Origin of the sequence: Neobacillus sp. PS3-12 (assembly GCF_030915385.1) — a bacterium.
GTDB lineage: Bacteria > Bacillota > Bacilli > Bacillales > Cytobacillaceae > JAEVLT01.
The window spans coordinates 2,990,158-3,003,770 of the sequence record NZ_CP133268.1 but is presented as its reverse complement, the minus strand read 5'-3'; the positions used below and the strand labels follow the sequence as shown (position 1 = coordinate 3,003,770).

The following is a 13,613-nucleotide window of genomic DNA, read 5'->3' as shown; positions in this document are numbered from 1 at the left end:
CTTTCTTGTCTTTTTAACAGGATCTCTAAATGATCGGACTTTCGATAAATTTCAAATAATTGAAACACTGCAAACTCAAAACAAGAGTACAGACAGATGCCATGAAACTCTGGAATCAATCGTACATTAATTATAGAGGTGATGCCATTTGAAAAATTTAATTAGAGAGCAATATACTGTATCACCTTATTTAGTCTTCTTTTTAATTTTCCCTAATATTATTGGTGTAGGTATTATGGGTTTCCAGAGGAACATTATTAAGAATGCCGGCTATGATGCATGGATTTCCATTATAATATCTGGGATAAGTATCCATATATTAATTTGGATGATGTATCGAATACTGGCGATTGCCGATAACGACATTATTTATATTCAAAGATTTTTATTTGGGAAATGGATTGGCGGCATCATCAACCTGTTTATTATTTTTTATTTTCTTGTACTGGCCCTTATTGTTTTCCGTGTTTATATTGAAGTGGTTCAGGTGTGGATTTTCCCCTTAATGAAGACATGGCAAATCAGCATCCCATTTCTAATGCTTATCTATTATACGGTTTCAAGCGGATTCCGAGTAATTACTGGTATTTGTTTTTGGGGAACGATCATTCCTTTTATTATTTTAACTCCCCTTATTTTCTTTGCCTTAGAATTTGCCCAATGGGAACATTTATTGCCGCTTTTTAATCATTCAGCTATGGACATCTTGTTATCTTCAAAAGAGATGTTGTTTCAATACTTGGGTTTTGAACCATTATTTATGTTTTACCCATTTGTTAAGAACTCTGGTAAATCACAAAAATGGGCCCACTTTGGACTGCTGTTTTCAACCTTACTTTATTTGGTTGTAGCGCTGATTTCATTTGCATTCTTTAGCCAAGAGCATTTAAAAAATACTTTATGGCCTACATTAAATTTGATGAAAATTGCGCAATTTCCACTTATAGAAAGGGTCGAATATATTGTTGTCTCTATCTGGCTGCTGCTTATCTTGCCTAATGTCAGTTTAAAAATATGGGCAGCCTGCCGCGGCCTTAAGAAATTAGTAAATTTGAAGCACCGATTAAGCTTATTAATTGTCTTGGTATTATTCTTTTTTCTAGCTAATTTACTGATTGAGAATAGTCTAATCGTACGATTAGGTGAAATTTATTCAAAAATTGCTTTTTATTTTGTTTATTTATACATTCCGTTTTTATTTGTGTTTATTTATATAAAGCAAAAAATGTTCATTAGGAAGAATATCTAGATGTTGATACAAAAAGATTGCAATTAATATTGTGGCAATATACTGACTAGTCTCTCTGGGTTTATGACGAAAGATTAAAAAAGCGAACCATACTTTGACTTGAAAGCCATTTAAGAGTGTCGTAATAGTTCTCAACTTTAAATGAAAAGTGACCTTCTATGTCGGATACACTTTCATATTGACGAATCGTCTGTGAATCTGGCTCGACTATCAAGTGGAGTAGCTGTCCCCCTATTTCATGCACCTTGAAAATCAAAATTAGGACGAGGTATTTCTTTTAAACATAAAATTTTCCCGTAAACTTCTATTAAGACTTACACAATGGAGACATTTATATCTAAACAAAACCTTCACTTCTTTCTTTTTAAATAGTTTATTTTTACCTTAGTCGTTTTCGAACCTAAGATCACTAATCCTCTACTCCACCAGATCTATCGGAAATAGCACAACACAAAAATACCGTTGTAGGTGAAATAGGAGGCATTAGCAAAGTCAGATACTTTCGAGTATTATCATAAACAAAATAAACAAAAATCTGCTTCAGGCGAAAAACGCAACATGCGATGAGAACTTTTCATCGGTGTATACCCACTATAATGGAATTTGAAAATATCGAGTTAATTTTTCTTGACTTCATAAACTGTAAATATTAAAATTACAGTAATTCCTTTTGAACAGGAAGCAATCAATTTGAAAAGTGGCTATTAAAATTAGTTTGTTAGGGACATTTACCAGACCATTGCTTTGTAATGTCTATACTGTAACTTATTTTATTACAGTTCGTTTTATAAAAACAAACTGTAACTTTTTTTGTTACATTAAAAAGGGGGGTAATTTTGTATTTTTTGTAAGCATTAAAAAATAATTTTATTAAAATTATAACAATGAATTGGAGGATATAATAATGGCTATCTCACACGTAACAGATCAAACATTTAGCACTGAAATCACAGAGGGATTGGTTTTAGTGGATTTTTGGGCACCATGGTGTGGTCCTTGTAAAATGATTGCACCTGTATTGGAGGAAATCGATGGTGAAATGGGTGACAAAGTTAGAATTATCAAGCTCAATGTAGATGAAAACGCAGGAACAGTAGGAAAATTTGGAGTCATGAGCATTCCAACCTTGATTCTTTTCAAAGACGGAGTGGCTGTAGATAAGCTTATCGGGTTCTATCCAAAAGAAGCTTTGACAGAAATAATTTCAAAGCATATGTAATACAGACTTTTTAGAAAGAGGATGAATCTATATCTGAACATACAAAAAAAGTATTTGATATACTATTCTCATTGCTAGACCTTTCACCGATTGCACGTTGGAAGTTCTCCAGCTGATGCTTTTCGAAATACACTAGAACTTGCACAGCTCGCTGAAATTGTTAACAGTAACAGGTAAAAATACGAATATATGAAAAAGTGTTATCAACAAATCTTTTTCTTTTTGAGGAGGAAAAAATAATGAGTAAAAAAGCACTCTTAATTATACCGCCAGAACGTTTTAATGAAGATGAGTTATTCCATCCAAAAGAAGAGCTTGAAAATGCAGGAGTCGAAGTAACCATTGCTAGCACCGTGGCAGGTGAAATTACTGGTGACTATGATGGGAAAGCAACTTCTTCGGTTATCTTTTCAGACGTATCGCCCACAGAATTTGATGTTGTTTCGGTAATTGGAGGATCTGGTACAAATGATCATCTATGGGGAAATCAAGAATTACAAGGCTTTTTGAAGCGAGCTTACAATGAGAAAGTTCTTGTAACGGGAATTTGTGCAGGGGCTGTTACAGTTGCTAAAACTGGTTTGCTTTCTGGAAGAGAAGCAACTTGCTATCCAGTAGATGTTCAAAAGAACGAATTGATAGCTGTTGACGTTAAATATGTTGAACAACATGTTGTTGCCCATGATGATATTATTACTGGCGATGGTCCACAAGGTGCGAAAGAATTTGGAAAAGCCCTTGTTAAAGCATTACGTTAGTTCTACATTTTAGTTGGATAGAGTGTGGTTCGGATGTAAATTTCGAACCCACCGCTTCCATTAAATATAAGCATTTTTTGTGAGAATAATAAGTTTTTTCGATTACAAGGAGGGTTTTTAGTTTGGGCAAAAAAATTGCTACACTTATCACCAATTTATTTGAGGATGTTGAATTTACAGAACCTGCAGAAGCATTCAAAGAAGCTGGTCATCAAGTGATTACAATTGATAAACATGCAGGAAATGAAGTAACTGGAAAAAAAGGCGCAACCGTAAAAATTGATAAAGCCATTGATGAAGTTAATTCTGCAGACTTTGATGCTTTGCTTATTCCAGGTGGTTTCTCCCCTGATTTACTACGTGAAGATGACCGCTTTGGTCAATTCGCAAAAGAATTTATTCAAAAAGACAAACCTGTTTTTGCCATTTGCCATGGACCACAAGTATTGATCGATACTGACCTATTAAAAGGCGTCGACATAACTGGTTTCAAATCTATTCGTAATGATTTAAAAAATGCAGGGGCTAACTACAAAGATGAAGAAGTTGTGGTAAGCAATAATATTGTGACTAGCCGTTTTCCAGATGATATCCCGGCATTCAATCGTGAAGCGCTAAAACTATTAGAAAAATAAAATAATGAAGCGTTGGTTTATATTATTTTCACTAAAAGTAGTATGTAATATTGTTTTCAGATACAACCTAAAAAGAATTTTTTAAGGAGGGTTCATACAATGTCATTAAAAGGAAAACGTGTGGTTGTAATAGGAGGTACTTCTGGTATCGGATTATCAGCATCAAAGGCATTTCTTGATGAATCTGCTCAAGTCATTATTGCAAGTCGTTCTGATGCAAAACTATCGGAGGCAAAGAATGTACTTGGTGGTAATGTGGAAGCATACAATATTGATTTTCGCAGTGAAGAAAAACTAGCTGACTTTTTTAAAATGGTAGGGAATTTTGATCACCTTGTCGTTACGGCAGGTGAAGGTGCAATGGGTCATTTTAGTGACTTACCTGTTGCGGATGTTAGAGAAGCGTTTGATAGTAAGTTTTGGGGGCAATACTTAACCGTTCGTGCTGCTATTCCGTACTTAAATGATACCAGTTCTATCACATTGACCTCTGGTGTTTATGGAATCCGTCCACCACAGGGGGCAACTACACTTGCTTCGATCAATTCAGCGATCGATGGATTGGTTAGAGGGCTTTCAGTAGACCTGGCTCCTATACGGGTAAATGTTGTTTCACCTGGTATCGTAGACACCCCACTCTACGGAGGAATGCCTGACGAGCAAAGACAAAATTTATACAGCAACATTGCACAGCAGCTACCTGTTAATCGCGTGGCACAGCCTGAAGACATTGCTGAGGCCTACGTGTACTTAGTGAAAAATGGTTTTACAACTGGTACTGTTCTTCTTATTGATGGCGGGGCTCACTTGGTGTAAGTGAGCATTATAATGTTATTTTTGTGGCTATACTACAACAATGTATAGCCACATTTATTTTTTAAATAATAATCTAATTTTTTAATAAATGGTAATGATTGAAGAATTGCAGTTCAAGAAAAACAAGGTGAGATATGAAAGGAATGATGAAAATGAGTATACGTGACCATGAAAAAATATTGAGAATTAAGAATTCACTTGAAAAACGTGTAGTAACTTTACCTGACGGAACCTTTCTTCCAAGTATTGGTCAAGGAACATGGTACATGGGTGAAAATCCTCAATCGAAAAACAAAGAAATCAAAGCTTTGCAACTTGGCATAGAACTAGGCATGAAGCTAATCGATACGGCTGAAATGTACGGAAATGGCGATTCCGAATGTTTAGTTGGTGAGGTAATCAAGGGGCGTAGAGATAAAGTTTTTTTAGTATCGAAAGTATATCCTCATCATTCCGGGTTAGATTTGATTGAAAGAGCATGTGAAAATAGTCTAAAACGACTAGGAACAGATCATCTTGATTTGTATCTTTTACACTGGAGAGGTCGTGTTCCTTTGGAAGAAACGATTGAAGGAATGGAGAGACTGCGCAAGGATGGTAAAATTGTAAGATGGGGAGTTTCTAATTTTGATACGGATGATATGATAGAGTTGTGGGATACCGCTAACGGAAAAAAATGTGTGACAAATCAAGTGTTATATCATCTAGGTTCTAGAGGAATTGATTATGATCTCCTACCATGGCATCATGAACATAACATGCCAATCATGGCCTATAGTCCCCTGGCCCAGGGAGGGAGCTTAAGAGGACAATTACTAAGCGATCCAACCATCATTGAGATTGCAGAAAAATATAATGTGCAACCATTACAAATTGCTCTTGCGTGGACCATTCGTTCGAACAACGTAATTGCTATCCCAAAAGCTGTTAAGGAAGAACATGTTTTAGCCAATGCTCAAGCTGCTTCTATTCAATTGACCATAGAAGATCTGAACAGACTTGACGAGGTATTTCCAAAACCAACAAGAAAAATACCTTTGGATATTATATAAAATGAATGGGGACAAAGGATCTGTACTCTTTGCCTAGGAGAACCTGTCAATGTCCCTTCTCAAACTCTGATTTGTCAACAGAGTCCTAAAGTAACATTTCTTCACAATGGAAAATAGCACTATATTAAGTTAAAAAACAATGGTATATTTAAATTTAAAATATAACGAAAATTACTAATTCCTGGTTAGACCTTGACAAGTTAAACTGTAACATTTATTATTACATTATGTTCAAACTGAAAAAATGCAGAAGCTAGATGTAATAGTAATAAGTAGCTTTTTTAATTTCTTAGGAGGCACGTCATGAATAGTGATTTTACCCTTGCGGTTCATAGTTTAACTTATCTTGCGTTGCAGCCGACTGGATGTCAACAAGTGATGCTATTTCAGAGAGTGCCTGTGTCCACCAGGTACGTATTCGTAAAGTACTAAGCTTGTTAAAAAAACATGGATTTATAACATCAAAAGAGGGAACTGGCGGCGGATTCATTTTTACTCTAGACCCCAGCGAAGTTAATCTCTGGGATATATATAAGATCACCTCTGAAGGTGCTTTGCAGCCAAAGTGTCCTGATTCAAATGAAAAGTGTATTGTGGGCGCAAATATGCATAGAGTACTATTTACAATTTTCTTAGGTGCGGAAGAACATTTGGGCGAATATTTAAGAAACTATACAATTAAAGAAGTTGTCGATCTTGTCAACCAAGAACAATAAGCAGCTTTCACAGATTTATTGTCGCAGACTTCTTTTTAATTAAAATGTAATAAAAAAAATTACAGATTTATCAAGTTAGCCTATCCCGATGGCTTTAGCTCAAAAAAGAGTTTCTTAAGATTACATTCATAAAATAAAAAAATAATTTAAGAAGGTGAAAAGAGATGTTGACCCATGATAATTCCGTTTTAAAAACAGGTGATTGGATTAAGGGAAAATCAGTGGATGGGCAATTAATAATTGGTTATATTGAATCACTGAGTATTCTGGATGGAGTTGTTAAAGTAACTGTTGTTACAAGTGACAATCGGGAAACGATTGGCAAAACAATTCCGATCTTAAGCAAAAGTGTTAAGAAACTGCCACCTTCTAAGGCGGTAAACAAGGAACAAATTATATTTCTCATAGACTTGGCATTATCAACAGGTGATGAAGATTGGTTTCTTGAGCTTTCTTCCAAGTTAAACTCAATGAAGCAGCTTGTTGATGGAGCACATTAAAACTAATACAAATTATATAGCTTGTAGTGCTCCACCATTAAAGAGAACTTTCTCAAAGATACGATTTTGTCCGATATAAAAACGCTCCTTAAACAAATCGATAAAGAACATTATTTAAAGGAATTGGAGACAAAATCAAAAAAGTCAAAGAAAGATCTTCAACAAAAGCTCTATAAACTAAATAAGCAAATTGATGTATTAAAAAGGCTGTAAAAAGAAGTACATCAATTTGCTAGCTGACAAAGCAATCACTCAAGATGACTATTTAGAAATTATCGAAGACAATAACAATGAATTAGCCCAATTAGTAAAGAAGAAAAATGAAATGTTATCTGTCTTAGAAAGTGAAGAAGTTATTAATAACCTTGACAAGCTTAAACAAGAACTTCTTCATTTTCTAAATTTTGATGAGTTAACACCTGAGATTTTACATCGTTTAATTAATCGAATTGAAGTAGTGGATGATGGAACCCCCCCATCATCCACTATCGATTCTCGGCCCCAACATTTGAATAGAAGCAGGTTTAAACCCTTATTGGGCTCCTGCTTCTTCTTTTAAAGCTATCTTCGAGACGCACTCAACGTGTGTCGTCTGCGGAAACATATCAACTGGCTGAACTTCAACCGTTTTGTAGCCTCCGTCCTCTAAAATCCGTAAATCCCGAGCCAATGTCGCCGGGTTGCAGGAAACATAGACAACCTTTTTAGGTCTCATCTCAATAATTGTTTGAAGCAATGCTTCATCACAGCCTTTACGAGGCGGGTCTACCACCATAACATCGGCTGCATTCCCTTCCTTATACCATTTTGGAATCACAACCTCTGCTTCCCCTGCGGCAAACTCGGCATTATTGATGCCATTTAACTTGGCATTTCGTTTTGCATCCTCAATCGCTTCCGATACAACTTCAACTCCAAAGACCTTTCGTGCTTTCTGGGCTAAAAATAACGAGATCGTGCCAATGCCGCAATAAGCATCGATTACTGTCTCTTTCTCGTTTAAATCCGCATACTCCAGAGCTTTCTCGTATAGGACCCTTGTTTGATCCGGGTTTACTTGGTAGAAGGATAATGCTGATATGGCAAATTTCACATTACCAATATAGTCATAGATCACTTCATTTCCCCAAAGAACAGTAGTTTTTTCTCCTAAAATGACATTAGTTCGTTTCGAATTCACATTGTGTACAATCGATTTCACATGTGGAAGACGTGCAACGATTTCATCCACCAATTTATTTTTATGAGGCAACTCCGCAGTTCTGGTAATCAGAACGACCATAAGTTCTCCAGTCTGTTTTCCGTAACGAGCCATAATATGGCGGAGCACACCTTTATGTGTTTCTTCTTGATAGGCAGGAATACTATGCTGGCTGCAAATCTCTTTTACAGCATTCACAGCTTCATTAACTTCTTTAATCTGAATCAAACTCTCATTCGTGTCGACTATTTCATGACTTCTTGGTTTAAAAAACCCGGCAATCAGCTTCCCATCTTTCTCACCAACAGGAACCTGTGCCTTGTTCCGATAACGCCAAGGGCTGTCCATTCCTAAAATAGGATGAATAACAACATCCTCCAGTTTGCCAATCCTGGTTAGTACCTGGCGAACTTGATTTTCTTTGTATTTTAGCTGACCCTCATAGCTGATATGTTCAAGCTGGCAGCCTCCATATTTATGTAAGTCCTGTTGTTCAATTTCAACTCGATATGGACTTTTTTCATAGAGCTCAATTAACCGCCCAATCCCGTAGCTTTTGTTTACTTTAATGACCTTTACCTTTGCCTTTTCACCTGGCAGCCCATTTGGAACGAAGAGCGGATAACCATCGACCTTTGCCACTCCCGCACCATCGTGGGTCAAATCCTCAAAAACCACATCTATATAATCATTTTTCGTTACAGGTAATGTTCTGTTCATTTTTTTCTTCCTTTGCAAGATAATCGCTAGCAAAATTGTATCACAAAGCACCAGACAATGCGAAAAGAGCTAGGAGCTGGATAATTGTTAACGAACTATCCATTTATTTCTGATAAATAGCGCCGGATATTTTTATAAAATAGAGATGAAAGGAAGTGACATATGTTAAAAAAAATCCGTACTAAACCTGCAAAATTAGCAATTCTTGAATCACTAGACACTAGAATGTATTTACTTACTGAGGACAAACAGAACTATTTTAACCTAAAAAAAGGTTATGATGGTGAGGTCATGTTTGATTCATTAACTGAAAAACTTAATTGTGATTGCTATATTTTAAATGACCTGAGGCTAATGTTTAATAACAGTGTATTTCAAATCGATACACTCATAATTTTTCAAAAAATCATTCGGGTTTTTGAGGTAAAAAATTATGAAGGTGACTTTTTTTACGAAGAGGATAAATTGTACATCAAAAACAAAACAGAAATTAAAGATCCCTTACTTCAGTTAAGGCGAAGTGAATCACTATTGCGCCAATTATTCCAAAGCCTTGGATATTCTATCCAAATTGAAGGATCGGTTGTCTTTATCAATTCGGAATTTACTCTTTACCAAGCTCCTCTAAACGCTCCAATCATTTTTCCTACACAGCTTAACCGTTACATGAAAAGACTTAGTACAACACCTTCCAAACTAAATGGAATGCACGAGAGACTTACAGACAAATTAGTTTCGCTGCATATCGATGAATCCCCTTATGAAAGGCTACCAGCTTATGATTATCCTAGATTGAAAAAGGGACTCATATGTAAGGTGTGCCATTCCTTTTTCATCTATGTTGTGGGAAACAAATGTGTATGTGGACAATGTTATCACGTAGAGGATGTTGAATCAGCAGTGTTACGTCACGTGCGTGAATTCAAACTCCTGTTTCCAGAAAAAAAGATTACAACCAATGAGATTTTTGAGTGGTGCGAGGGCATTGATTCCAAGAAGAGAATTAGTAGGATATTAGGGAAGCATTATAAAATTATGGGGGTTCATCAATGGACTTATTACGAATAGAATACTTTTTCTACACCAATTTTATGAAGGACATTTCCTGTATTTCCTAACCTGGTTTTGTCTTTCATCGTACTCATGAAGGATATTTCCTGTATTTCCTAGCCTGATTTTGTCTTTCATGGTCCGCATGAAGGATCCCAAGCCTTGTTTTGGCTTCATCATCATTTTAAAAAAGTTCCACCACAAAAAGTTTCTAGGGACTGCCCCCGAAAAAGTAATAAAGTGGTCCGCATAGTGGAGCTGCCCCCATTAAAAAAAGCCCTCATTGGAAATGTACTTGTTGTACATGCCATGGGGCTTTTTCTATCTTTAGTGTATACCTCATTCAGCCGAAATTCAATTAATTCCCTTTTATCTCCAATAGTTTTTGCTTGAGGTCATTTTCCATTGAAGCAAGCTCCTGCTCGGCCTGACGGCGTTTATGGCGCCCTTCTTCCTGAATCCTTAGCGTTTCTTCTAGGGTGGTGATTAAGCTTTCTTGGGTTTTCTTTAAGGTTTCAATATCAACGAGGCCGCGCTCGTTTTCTTTTGCCGTTTCAATGGTGTTGGTTTTTAACATTTCTGCATTTTTAAGTAACAGCTCATTGGTTGTTTTCGATACTTGCTTTTGCGCCTCGACTGCATGGTGCTGCCTCATTAATGTTAATGCAATGGCAACTTGATTTTTCCATAATGGAATGGCTGTCATGATCGAAGATTGAATTTTTTCCACGAGCGTTTGGTTGGTATTTTGAATTAAACGTATTTGCGGTGCACTTTGAATCGTAATCTCGCGGCTCAGCTTCAAATCATAGAGGCGCTTATCCAAGCGGTCCGCGAATTGCAGCATATCGTTTACTTCTTGAAATTTCATTTGGTCATCTGTTGCTTCTGCAGCCTTCTTCAGTTCGGGGATCGTTTTCTGATAAAGCTCATCAAGCTTCACTTCTCCTGCAGCGATATAGACATTTAATGCCTGGAAATACTCTTTATTGTTTTCATAGAGCTTTTCCATCATATTTATATCTGAAATCAAGGCACCTTTGCTCCGCTCCAGTTGTACGCTGATCCGATCAATTTGTGCTCCAGTTTTTTGATATTTCGATAGCACTTCTTGGACTGAACTGGAAAATTTGTTAAACATGCGTGAAAAAAGTGATTTTCGTTCAGAACTTAGCTCATCTGGATTAACATCATTTAACTTTTTCATTAAGTCGCTGATAATCTCACCGACTTCACCTACATCCTTCTTTTGTACATGCTCAAGCATGACGTGTGAAAATGACAACAGCTTGGACTGTGCAGGTGTTCCAAAGGAAATGATGGCCTCGTGGTTTTTCGGATCAATCTGTTGTGCAAGCTGATAAGCTCGAGCCCGATTTTCTTCAGGAAGCCGATCAATGAGTTTAAGCTCTTTTTTCTCTTCTGGCTGCAGACTCGGCAATGGCTGGCTGCTTCCAAACGGATTTGATAATAACTCATCCATTAAATTTGGACTCTTTTCTTCCATAAAATCTCCCGCTTTCCATCCAATTAAGATTGTTCATGTTTTTTTAACGAATGCTTGGCAACATCAATTTCAAAGTCCAGCTTTTCAATATCATTTGAAATGACCTTATATAAATCTTCTTCGACCGTTTTATTCAGCTTCTCCAGTGTCCAAAGTGCCTCATGTAGAGACTGATCGAGTTCCGGTGTCCTTTTTGGTTGTTTGGAAAGAAATACATACTTTTCAGCAAGCTCGACAGCGGAATCCAAATGGGAAAAATAAAATTCTTCAGCTTGGAAAAAACGCTTTGGTTCTTTTTTTGTTAAACTGTAAATTTTCTTCGAGACTTTTATTAATTCAACTCGTTGCTTGATGGAAGGAATATGACGAATCGATAATAAGGATTTATGCAGGCGAATCACTTTTCCTCTCGCCTCATCCAAATTTCCTTTTATATAGCGGTATTCTCTTCTTGTTAATCCCTGCTTTTTTAAAAAGCGATGATTTAAAGAAAGGGAAGTAAACCAGTAGCTGAGTATTCCTCCCACTACGGAAATGCCAATCGACAGCCATCCTTGATGAAATCCAAAAAGACTTACCAAACCTATGACAGCCATAATCGGAACAGCGATCGATATTTTGATTAAAAAAGCTAAAAATGGGTTCATGGTAAAGACCCTCCTGATAACATAATACGAACAAAGTCGCATACAGGTTTCAATTTTTCAAATCTCTTTCTCACTCCATCATACACCAACTGTCCGTTTATTCCATAGACCTTCAATCTGAAAAGATTCTAAGTCTTAAGACGTATATTTATCTATTCAGCTTTGTCCATGGAAAAATATTTACGGTAAATAAAAAATACGGGTGACCCCACCGGGGCCACCCTAATAAAACATTTACTCCTCAGCTTCTAGTACATTGGATAATACCAGATTGCTTATAGGCTGATTCATCTTTTTTCTCATAGGAAAGTAATAAAACGCTAAAGGTACAATAAGCCCCATTATCCAAGCAATATCTGTTCCGTGTAAAGCTTTAGATATAGGTCCAACATACATGGTCGTATTTACGAATGGAATTTCCAGGATAACTGAAATAAGGTATGCAGTAATGGCAACCCAATTATATTTCCCATATTGCCCGTTTACATCAAAAACATCCCATATTTGATAATCTCCACGACGCAAGAGATAATAGTCAATCAAGTTAATAGCCGTCCAAGGAACCATAAAATAGGAAAGCAGCAGAATAAAATTTTCAAAATTACCCAAGAAATTACCATTACCCCAGATGGCTAAAAATGTTCCGATAATGAGAGTAAATAAGACCAGCCAAAAGCGGGCTTTCGTTGTTGCTTTTAATTTTGTAAAAGCCTCCAAAGTTGTTGTAATCGACATAAAAGCCCCGTAAAGATTAAGCACATTGACTGCTAGAACACCTAGAACAATTACCACATACATAACAACAGCAAATTGAGGACCGACAAGTTTTGCAAGAGCTGCGCTGGAATTGCTCAAGAATTTAGGAATAAGTGCCTTTAAGATAACACCTAAACACATCATCCATACAGTACCAATAACCGTTCCAGCATAAGTATAAGCAAATGTTTTTGAAGAAGGCGTATTACTTGGCAAGTATCTTGAGTAATCAGCTACATAAGGGGCATACGTTAGTTGCCATGTTGCAGCAATACTTACCGTTAATAAAAATGGTCCTATCGCAAGATGACCTGGTGCCCAAGCATGAGCTGACATCGGAAGACGAAAAGCTTCTACCGTTACAAAAATAAATACGATGGCAAAAATAATAGCAAAAAGTTTCTCCATCTTATGAATTAAGTCATAACCAAAAAGAGTAATAACAAATGCGATTAAACTAACCAAGATAATACCCCAGTTTACCGGGAGTGAAAAAGCACTGCTGATCGCTTGAGCACCGAGTACGTCGCTGCTTGCAAAAAAACCAATATACATAAGGATGACGATAAAGAGAGGTAAAACCGTTAATTTATTTTGATAATATGGATTTATCTTTGATATTCTGGATTATTTTTATTAAAGATGCGAATCTACCCTGGTTTGAATACCTCAAAATCATTATTGATTTTTTTCCACGATGATAGCTAGTAATAGTTCTAATTAAACCGTAAGCGCTTATTGATAAAAAAAACCATGGGCGACGAAATCTGCCATGGTTTTTTTTTAT

At 36.4% G+C, this 13,613-nt stretch carries 14 protein-coding genes; 10 read left to right on the top strand and 4 right to left on the bottom strand.

What is annotated here, in order from left to right; genetic code table 11:
* Window positions 1–148: 148 nt before the first annotated feature.
* The 9 genes from RCG17_RS15335 (at window position 149) to RCG17_RS15295 (ending at window position 7,504) form a co-directional block, all read left to right on the top strand.
* The gene (locus tag RCG17_RS15335; RefSeq protein WP_308171030.1) at window positions 149–1,249 is read left to right on the top strand and encodes a GerAB/ArcD/ProY family transporter; all 1,101 of its coding nucleotides are present in this window, start codon (window positions 149–151) and stop codon (window positions 1,247–1,249) included.
* A gap of 904 nt (window positions 1,250–2,153) precedes the next feature.
* Window positions 2,154–2,468 (top strand): thioredoxin, encoded by a 315-nt coding sequence (trxA, locus tag RCG17_RS15330; protein ID WP_308171029.1) that lies wholly within the window; start codon window positions 2,154–2,156, stop codon window positions 2,466–2,468.
* A gap of 239 nt (window positions 2,469–2,707) precedes the next feature.
* Window positions 2,708–3,226, top strand: a complete 519-nt coding sequence (locus RCG17_RS15325; protein WP_308171028.1) for a DJ-1/PfpI family protein — start codon at window positions 2,708–2,710, stop codon at window positions 3,224–3,226.
* 122 nt (window positions 3,227–3,348) lie between these two features.
* On the top strand, window positions 3,349–3,861 hold the full coding sequence (locus RCG17_RS15320) for a cysteine protease YraA (RefSeq protein WP_308171027.1): 513 nt from the start codon (window positions 3,349–3,351) through the stop codon (window positions 3,859–3,861).
* Between the two features lie 99 nt (window positions 3,862–3,960).
* Complete coding sequence (locus RCG17_RS15315) at window positions 3,961–4,677, top strand: SDR family oxidoreductase (protein WP_308171026.1); 717 nt, start codon at window positions 3,961–3,963, stop codon at window positions 4,675–4,677.
* Between the two features lie 152 nt (window positions 4,678–4,829).
* The gene (locus RCG17_RS15310) at window positions 4,830–5,729 is read left to right on the top strand and encodes an aldo/keto reductase (protein WP_308171025.1); all 900 of its coding nucleotides are present in this window, start codon (window positions 4,830–4,832) and stop codon (window positions 5,727–5,729) included.
* A 365-nt stretch (window positions 5,730–6,094) separates the two neighbouring features.
* On the top strand, window positions 6,095–6,445 hold the full coding sequence (locus RCG17_RS15305; protein ID WP_308171024.1) for an RrF2 family transcriptional regulator: 351 nt from the start codon (window positions 6,095–6,097) through the stop codon (window positions 6,443–6,445).
* Between the two features lie 164 nt (window positions 6,446–6,609).
* The gene (locus tag RCG17_RS15300; protein ID WP_308171023.1) at window positions 6,610–6,945 is read left to right on the top strand and encodes an IDEAL domain-containing protein; all 336 of its coding nucleotides are present in this window, start codon (window positions 6,610–6,612) and stop codon (window positions 6,943–6,945) included.
* 229 nt (window positions 6,946–7,174) lie between these two features.
* A complete protein-coding gene (locus tag RCG17_RS15295; RefSeq protein WP_308171022.1) occupies window positions 7,175–7,504 on the top strand; it encodes a DUF4368 domain-containing protein in 330 nt (109 codons plus the stop codon).
* Here RCG17_RS15295 and rlmD read toward each other — a convergent pair.
* Window positions 7,478–8,866, bottom strand: coding sequence for a 23S rRNA (uracil(1939)-C(5))-methyltransferase RlmD (gene rlmD, locus RCG17_RS15290; RefSeq protein ID WP_308171021.1), 1,389 nt, complete (start codon window positions 8,864–8,866; stop codon window positions 7,478–7,480). The two genes, RCG17_RS15295 and rlmD, sit on opposite strands and share 27 nt — an antisense overlap.
* Window positions 8,867–9,028: 162 nt before the next feature.
* Here rlmD and RCG17_RS15285 point away from each other — a divergent pair, with 162 nt between their 5' ends.
* The gene (locus RCG17_RS15285; RefSeq protein WP_308171020.1) at window positions 9,029–9,934 is read left to right on the top strand and encodes a nuclease-related domain-containing protein; all 906 of its coding nucleotides are present in this window, start codon (window positions 9,029–9,031) and stop codon (window positions 9,932–9,934) included.
* 340 nt (window positions 9,935–10,274) lie between these two features.
* Here the strand turns inward: RCG17_RS15285 and RCG17_RS15280 are convergent, their stop codons facing one another.
* From RCG17_RS15280 to RCG17_RS15270, 3 genes are all read right to left on the bottom strand, one after another.
* On the bottom strand, window positions 10,275–11,423 hold the full coding sequence (locus tag RCG17_RS15280; protein WP_308171019.1) for a toxic anion resistance protein: 1,149 nt from the start codon (window positions 11,421–11,423) through the stop codon (window positions 10,275–10,277).
* Window positions 11,424–11,446: 23 nt separating this feature from the next.
* Window positions 11,447–12,070: a 5-bromo-4-chloroindolyl phosphate hydrolysis family protein gene (locus RCG17_RS15275; protein ID WP_308171018.1), complete on the bottom strand. Its 624-nt coding sequence runs from the start codon at window positions 12,068–12,070 to the stop codon at window positions 11,447–11,449.
* Between the two features lie 234 nt (window positions 12,071–12,304).
* Window positions 12,305–13,438, bottom strand: coding sequence for a purine-cytosine permease family protein (locus RCG17_RS15270; RefSeq protein WP_308175854.1), 1,134 nt, complete (start codon window positions 13,436–13,438; stop codon window positions 12,305–12,307).
* Between the last annotated feature and the right edge of the window lie 175 nt (window positions 13,439–13,613).

Bases quoted from the DNA above. Each gene is read 5' to 3' on its own strand.
- trxA (WP_308171029.1), top strand. From the start codon at position 2,154: ATGGCTATCTCACACGTAACAGATCAAACATTTAGCACTGAAATCACA.
- RCG17_RS15325 (WP_308171028.1), top strand. From the start codon at position 2,708: ATGAGTAAAAAAGCACTCTTAATTATACCGCCAGAACGTTTTAATGAA.
- RCG17_RS15315 (WP_308171026.1), top strand. From the start codon at position 3,961: ATGTCATTAAAAGGAAAACGTGTGGTTGTAATAGGAGGTACTTCTGGT.
- RCG17_RS15310 (WP_308171025.1), top strand. From the start codon at position 4,830: ATGAGTATACGTGACCATGAAAAAATATTGAGAATTAAGAATTCACTT.
- RCG17_RS15305 (WP_308171024.1), top strand. From the start codon at position 6,095: ATGTCAACAAGTGATGCTATTTCAGAGAGTGCCTGTGTCCACCAGGTA.
- RCG17_RS15300 (WP_308171023.1), top strand. From the start codon at position 6,610: ATGTTGACCCATGATAATTCCGTTTTAAAAACAGGTGATTGGATTAAG.
- rlmD (WP_308171021.1), bottom strand. From the start codon at position 8,866: ATGAACAGAACATTACCTGTAACGAAAAATGATTATATAGATGTGGTT.
- RCG17_RS15285 (WP_308171020.1), top strand. From the start codon at position 9,029: ATGTTAAAAAAAATCCGTACTAAACCTGCAAAATTAGCAATTCTTGAA.
- RCG17_RS15280 (WP_308171019.1), bottom strand. From the start codon at position 11,423: ATGGAAGAAAAGAGTCCAAATTTAATGGATGAGTTATTATCAAATCCG.
- RCG17_RS15275 (WP_308171018.1), bottom strand. From the start codon at position 12,070: ATGAACCCATTTTTAGCTTTTTTAATCAAAATATCGATCGCTGTTCCG.